The 6,984-nt window shown below is 72.2% G+C and carries 5 protein-coding genes; all 5 read left to right on the forward strand.

Going from position 1 to position 6,984, the window contains the following annotated elements:
* Positions 1–619, forward strand: a 619-nt coding sequence (locus ACSNOH_RS32315; RefSeq protein WP_436725012.1) for an acyl-CoA dehydrogenase family protein, incomplete at its 5' end; no start/stop codon positions are given.
* Positions 620–674: 55 nt separating this feature from the next.
* On the forward strand, positions 675–1,892 hold the full coding sequence (locus ACSNOH_RS32320; protein ID WP_436725013.1) for an acetyl-CoA C-acetyltransferase: 1,218 nt from the start codon (positions 675–677) through the stop codon (positions 1,890–1,892).
* 66 nt (positions 1,893–1,958) lie between these two features.
* Positions 1,959–4,130: a 3-hydroxyacyl-CoA dehydrogenase NAD-binding domain-containing protein gene (locus tag ACSNOH_RS32325; protein WP_436725014.1), complete on the forward strand. Its 2,172-nt coding sequence runs from the start codon at positions 1,959–1,961 to the stop codon at positions 4,128–4,130.
* A 131-nt stretch (positions 4,131–4,261) separates the two neighbouring features.
* Positions 4,262–5,626: a glycosyltransferase family 2 protein gene (locus ACSNOH_RS32330; protein WP_436725015.1), complete on the forward strand. Its 1,365-nt coding sequence runs from the start codon at positions 4,262–4,264 to the stop codon at positions 5,624–5,626.
* 188 nt (positions 5,627–5,814) lie between these two features.
* A partial coding sequence (locus tag ACSNOH_RS32335; protein WP_436725016.1) for a hypothetical protein occupies positions 5,815–6,984 on the forward strand: 1,170 nt, incomplete at its 3' end.

Here is a 6,984-nt window from a genome sequence, read left to right on the forward strand (position 1 = left end):
CGAGGGCGGGGCCAAGGGCCTGAGCCTGCTCGTCGTCGAGCGCGGCATGGCGGGCTTCGAGCGCGGCCGCAACCTCGACAAGATCGGCCAGAAGGCGCAGGACACCGCCGAGCTGTTCTTCCGCGACGTCCGCGTCCCCAAGGAGAACCTGCTGGGCGAGCTGCACGGCGGCTTCGGCCACCTGATGACCAACCTCGCCCAGGAGCGGATGAACATCGCCGTCGCCGGGATCGCCGCCGCCGAGCACCTGCTGGAGATCACCACCGGCTACGTCAAGGAGCGCGAGGCGTTCGGCCGGCCGCTCGCGAAGCTGCAGCACGTGCGGTTCGAGATCGCCGAGATGGCCACCGAGTGCGCCGTCACCCGCGAGTTCCTGGACCGCTGCATCGCCGAGCACGCGGCCGGCGCGCTCGACGCCGTGCACGCCTCGATGGCCAAGTGGTGGGCGACCGAGCTGCAGAAGCGCGTCGCCGACCGCTGCCTGCAACTGCACGGCGGCTACGGCTACATGAGCGAGTACCCGGTCGCGAAGGCGTTCACCGACGGCCGGATCCAGACGATCTACGGCGGCACCACCGAGATCATGAAGGAGATCATCGGTCGTTCGCTGCTCTCCTGACCCGGCTCTCCCGACCCGCTCGACCATCCTCCACCGCCCGGAAAGGCCCACGACCTTGAGCAGCACCGAAGCGTACGTATACGAGGCGATCCGCACCCCGCGCGGGCGCGGCAAGGCCAACGGTGCCCTGCACGGCACCAAGCCCGTCGACCTCGTCGTCGGCCTCATCCACGAGCTCCGGCGCCGGCTGCCCGGCCTGGACCCGGCCGCGATCGACGACATCGTTCTGGGCGTCGTGAGCCCCCTCGGCGACCAGGGCTCCGACATCGCCCGGATCGCGGCCATCGCCGCCGGGCTGCCCGACACCGTCGCCGGCGTCCAGGAGAACCGCTTCTGTGCCTCGGGCCTGGAGGCCGTCAACCTGGCCGCCGCCAAGGTCCGCTCCGGCTGGGAGGACCTGGTCCTCGCCGGCGGCGTGGAGTCGATGTCCCGCGTGCCGATGGGTTCGGACGGCGGCGCCTGGTTCAACGACCCCATGACCAACCTCGACGTCAACTTCGTGCCCCAGGGCATCGGCGCCGACCTCATCGCGACCCTCGGCGGCTTCACCCGCACCGACGTGGACGCCTTCGCCGCCCGCTCGCAGGAGAACGCGGCCGCCGCCTGGAAGGACGGCCGCTTCGACCGCTCCGTCGTCCCCGTGCGCGACCGCAACGGCCTCGTCGTCCTCGACCGGGACGAGCACCCCCGCCCCGGCACCACCGTCGAGACCCTCGCCGGCCTCAAGCCCTCCTTCGCGCAGATCGGCGAGGCGGGCGGCTTCGACGCCGTCGCCCTGCAGCAGTACCACTGGGTCGAGAAGATCGACCACGTCCACCACGCCGGCAACTCCTCCGGCATCGTCGACGGCGCCTCCCTCGTCGCCATCGGCAACCGCGAGACCGGCGAGCGGTACGGCCTCACGCCGCGGGCCCGCATCGTCTCCGCCGCCGTCTCCGGCTCCGACCCCACGATCATGCTCACCGGCCCGGCCCCCGCCTCCCGCAAGGCGCTCGCCAAGGCCGGCCTGACCATCGACGACATCGACCTCATCGAGGTCAACGAGGCCTTCTCGGCCGTCGTGCTGCACTTCGCCCGCGAGATGGGCACCGGGCTCGACCGCATCAACGTCAACGGCGGGGCCATCGCGCTGGGGCATCCGCTCGGGGCCACCGGAGCGATGCTCCTCGGCACCGTCATCGACGAACTCGAACGCCGCGACGGGCGCTACGGCCTGGTCACGCTGTGCGTCGGCGGCGGCATGGGAATCGCGACGGTGGTGGAACGGGTGTAAGCGCGCCCGCCCGGCAACGCCCGTCCCGCCCCTTCCCGTATCCCCGCACGACACCGGAGCCCCCACATGACCGCATCCACCATCCGCTACGACCGCGACGCGGACGGCATCGTCACCCTCACCCTCGACGACCCCACGCAGTCCGCCAACACCATGAACCAGGCCTTCAAAGCCTCCCTGACGGCGGTCGCCGACCGCCTGGAGGCGGAGTTCAAGGAAGACCCGGCCTCGGTGCGCGGTGTCATCTTCACCTCCGCGAAGAAGTCCTTCTTCGCCGGCGGCGACCTGCGCGAACTCATCGCCGCGACCCCCGCCGAGGCGCAGCTCGTCTTCGAGTCGGGCATGACCATCAAGCGCGACCTGCGCCGCATCGAGACCCTCGGCGTGCCCGTCGTCGCCGCCGTCAACGGCGCGGCCCTCGGCGGCGGCTACGAGATCGCGCTCGCCTGCCACCACCGCATCGCCCTCGACGCCCCCGGCACGAAGATCGGCCTCCCCGAGGTCACCCTCGGCCTGCTGCCCGGAGGCGGCGGCGTCACCCGCACCGTACGGCTCCTCGGCATCACCGACGCGCTCCTGAAGGTGCTCCTCCAGGGCACGCAGTACGACGCGCGCCGCGCCCTGGAGGCCGGGCTCGTCCACGAGCTGGCCGCCGATCACGAGGAGCTCCTCGCCAAGGCCCGGGCCTTCGTCGCCGCGCACCCCGAGTCGCAGCAGCCCTGGGACGTCAAGGGATACAAGATCCCCGGCGGCACGCCCGCCAGCCCCCGCTTCGCCGCCAACCTGCCCGCCTTCCCCGCCAACCTGCGCAAGCAGCTCGGCGGCGCCCCCTACCCGGCCCCGCGCAACATCCTCGCCGCGGCCGTCGAGGGCTCCCAGGTCGACTTCGAGACCGCACAGGTCATCGAGGCCCGCTACTTCACGGAGCTGGTCACCGGGCAGACGTCGAAGAACATGATCCAGGCGTTCTTCTTCGACCTGCAGGCCGTCAACTCCGGCGCGAGCCGCCCGAGCGGCGTGGCTCCCCGCCAGGTGCGCAAGGTCGCCGTCCTCGGCGCCGGCATGATGGGTGCGGGCATCGCCTACGCCTGCGCCAAGGCCGGCATCGACGTCGTCCTCAAGGACGTGACGGAGGAGGCCGCGCGCAAGGGCAAGGCGTACTCCGAGGGCCTGCTGGCCAAGGCGCTCGCCAAGGGCCGCACCACGGAGGCGAAGCGGGACGCCCTGCTCGCCCGCATCACCCCCACCGCGGACGTCGCCGCGCTCGCCGGATGCGACGCCGTCATCGAGGCGGTCTTCGAGGACCCCGCGCTCAAGCAGAAGGTCTTCCAGGAGATCCAGCACGTCGTCGCGCCCGGCGCGCTGCTGTGCTCCAACACCTCCACCCTGCCCATCACCCTCCTCGCCGACGGCGTCGAGCGGCCCGCGGACTTCATCGGGCTGCACTTCTTCTCGCCCGTCGACAAGATGCCGCTCGTCGAGATCATCAAGGGCGCGCGCACCGGCGACGAGGCGCTCGCCCGCGCCTTCGACCTCGTCCGGCAGATCCGCAAGACGCCCATCGTCGTCAACGACTCGCGCGGCTTCTTCACCTCGCGGGTCATCGGCCGGTTCATCAACGAGGGCGTGGCCATGGTCGGCGAGGGCGTCGACCCGGCCTCGGTCGAACAGGCCGCCGCGCAGGCCGGCTACCCGGCCAAGGTGCTCTCCCTCATGGACGAGCTGACCCTCACCCTGCCGCGGAAGATCCGCGAGGAGACGCGGCGCGCGGTCGAGGCGGAGGGCGGCACGTGGGCGGCGCACCCCGCGGACGCGGTCCTCGACCGCATGGTCGAGGAGTTCGGCCGCACGGGCCGCAGCGGCGGCGCCGGCTTCTACGAGTACGTGGACGGCAAGCGGGCCGGGCTGTGGCCGGGGCTGCGCGAGCACTTCACGCGGGCGGACGCGGTCGTCCCCTTCGAGGACATGAAGGAGCGGATGCTCTTCTCGGAGGCGCTGGACACGGTCCGCTGCCTGGAGGAGGGCGTGCTGACGTCCGTCGCGGACGCCAACATCGGCTCCATCCTCGGCATCGGCTTCCCCGGCTGGACGGGCGGCGCCCTGCAGTACATCAACGGCTACGAGGGCGGCCCGCAGGGCTTCGTGACGCGAGCGCGGGAACTGGCGGCGACGTACGGCGAGCGTTTCGAGCCGCCGGCGCTGCTGGTGGAAAAGGCGACCAGGGGAGAACGCTTCTGACCCTGCGGGCCCGGCCCTGCCGACCGCCGTTGCGGCACCGGCAAGAAATCTTCCGCCGCAGCGGCGAGCAACCACCACGCACGTGACCGGCGGTGCCGTACCCGCCAAAGCCCCCCCCGGAGCAAAGACCCGTGTTCTCCAGCCCCATCCTCCTCGTCTTCCCCTTCTTCCTCCTCACCTGCTTCCTCCTCTACTGGGCCGGCGCCCGCCACGCCTACCTCCGCCGTCCCGAGGCCGAGAACGGCAACGCCGACGCGTTCGACTGGCACTTCTTCGTCCCGTGCCGGGACGAGGAGGCCGTCGTCGGCACCACCGTCGAGCGGCTGCGCGCCGACCACCCCCGCGCCCACGTCTGGGTCATCGACGACGACAGCGACGACCGCACCGGCGCCATCGTCGCGGAGATCGCCGAGACGGACCGCCGCGTCCACCTCGTCAGCCGGGTCCGCCCCGACGCCCGCCAGGGCAAGGGCGCCGCGCTCAACGCCGCCTACGACGAGCTGAACCAGTTCCTGTCCAAGGACACCGACCGCGAGCGCGTCGTCGTGTGCGTCATCGACGCCGACGGCCAGCTCGACCCGCACGCGCTGGAGCGCGTGAGCGGCCCCGCCGGCTTCGGCGACCCCGAGACCGGCGGCGTGCAGGTCAGCGTGCGCATGCGCAACGCCGGCGACCCCCGCCCGCTCCCGGACCGCGGCCGCGTCCGCAACGCCTTCGCCCGGCTCCTCGTCCGCATGCAGGACATGGAGTTCTCCGTCTCCAACGCCGGCATGCAGCTGCTGCGCGGCCGCACCGGCTCCGTGGGCCTCGGCGGCAACGGCCAGTTCACCCGGCTCGCCGCCCTGGACCGGATCGCCGCCGCCGAGCGCCGCCCCTGGCAGCGCGGCGCGCTGCTGGAGGACTACGAGCTGGGCCTGCACATGATCCTGGGCGGCGACCGGATATCCCACATAGCCGACACCTGGGTCTCCCAAGAGGGCCTCCCGCACGCCCGCCGCTTCCTGACCCAGCGCACCCGCTGGGCCCAGGGCAACCTGCAGTGCGTCCGCTACGCGCCGCGCATCGTCTCCTCCCGCCACTACGGCGGCAAGGGCATCCTGGAGACGCTCTACACCTTCCTCCAGCCGGTCGCCCACCTGGTGACCCTCGCGCTCTGCGCCGTCATGTTCGCCCTGCTGGGCCTGACCGCGGCCGAGGACGGCTTCGGCGCCGCGTTCGGCGGCATGCTCGCCCTGTGGCCGCTGGTGCTCGGCCTGGCCGTCGTCTCCGTGCTGCCGTTCGTGCTGTGGGGCCCGGTCTACCGCCGCGACCGCGCGACCGACCACTCGCTGCTGGCCGCCCTGCTGTGGGGGCTGGCCCTGTGGCTGTACGCGTACCACCTCTTCCCGGCGTCGGCGCGCGGCTTCGTGCGGATGCTGCGCGGCCGCAACGGCTGGGCCAAGACGCGGCGCAACGCCGAGGCGGTCACGTCGGGCCCGATCGCGATCGAAAGCTGACCCGACGACGACCCGACGGCGACCTGACACCACGTCACCCAAACCATGAGCCGGGTCACATTTACGCCCCCCGGAGCAACCTCCGCCCCCGTTCCGCCATCTGACCCCCGGTGACACATGTCCGGAGCGGGTCCGGGCAGCGGAACGGGAGCGTTGTGCGGGTGCGGGTACCGGAAATCAGCACACGGATGCACTTGCTGCTGCTCACGGCGTGGACCGTGCTGTGGTTCGCCGTCGTCGAACCCAACGGCGGCTTCTCCTGGCACTACCTGCGCACCGGCGGCGAGCTGATCTACCAGGGCGCGTCGGGCGACGGCACCGGCGGGCTCAACCTCTACGCCCACCACCCCGAGCTGCAGATGGGCCCCATCAGCTTCCTGGTGGCGGGCCTGTTCAACCCGTTCTCCGAGCACACGGGCCAGTTCCTGGCGGCGGCGTTCATGTCCGTGCTGGGCCTGGTCATCATGGTGCTCGCGGGTCGCAGCGCCGCCATCCACTTCCTCGGCACGGGCACCAACCACGAGCGGCTGCGGCGGCGCGTGCTGATCGCCGGGCTGGCGTTCATCCCCATGTGGATCGAGGTGTCGGTCCGCTTCGGGCACCTGGACGACGTCCTGGCCCTCTTCTTCACGGCGCTCGCGGTCTGGTTCCTGACCCGGTGCAACCCGGCGGCCGTCGGCGCCTGCCTGGCCCTGGCCATGGACTCCAAGCCGACGGCCCTGGCCTTCGTACCGCTGATCCTCGCCCTGCCCCGCGACCGCTGGCTGCGGGCGGTCCTGTGGTGCGCGGCGCTGCTGGCCGTCGCCTGGCTGCCGTTCTTCATCGCGGCCCCGGACTCCTTCGCCGCGGCGAAGTTCACCATCCCCAACAGCCCCGCCTCCGCGCTGCGCTGGCTGGGCGGCAACACCCCCGTGACCCCCGACTGGGCCCGCCCCGCCCAGGCCGCCCTCGGCCTCACGCTGGGCGCGATCGCGGTGTGGCGGGGCCGCTGGGCCGGGGTCGTCCTGCTGGGCGCGAACGCCCGCATCCTCCTCGACCCGAGCGTCTACACGTACTACACGGCCTCGGTGCTGCTCGGCACGCTCCTGTGGGACGTGTGCGGGCAGCGGCGCCTCGTGCCGTGGTGGAGCTGGATCGCGCTGATCGTGCTGTACGGCAGCGTGTTCGCCGTACCGGACGAGTCGGCCAAGGGCCTGATCCGGCTCGGGTTCGTGGCGGTGTCGACGGCGTACGTCCTGTTCTGGCCCCAGCACCGCCGCAAACGCCGCGGCCGCCCGCTCGCCGCGGAGGACGAGGGCCTGGTGCAGGGCCCCTGGGGCCCGATGTGGGACCCGAACCGCACAAGACCGTGGGCGGCG

It is taken from the genome of Streptomyces sp. URMC 127, assembly GCF_051386535.1.
Lineage (GTDB): Bacteria > Actinomycetota > Actinomycetes > Streptomycetales > Streptomycetaceae > Streptomyces.

Excerpts from the sequence above, each read along its gene's own strand:
- ACSNOH_RS32325 (WP_436725014.1), top strand. The coding sequence starts at position 1,959 with ATGACCGCATCCACCATCCGCTACGACCGCGACGCGGACGGCATCGTC.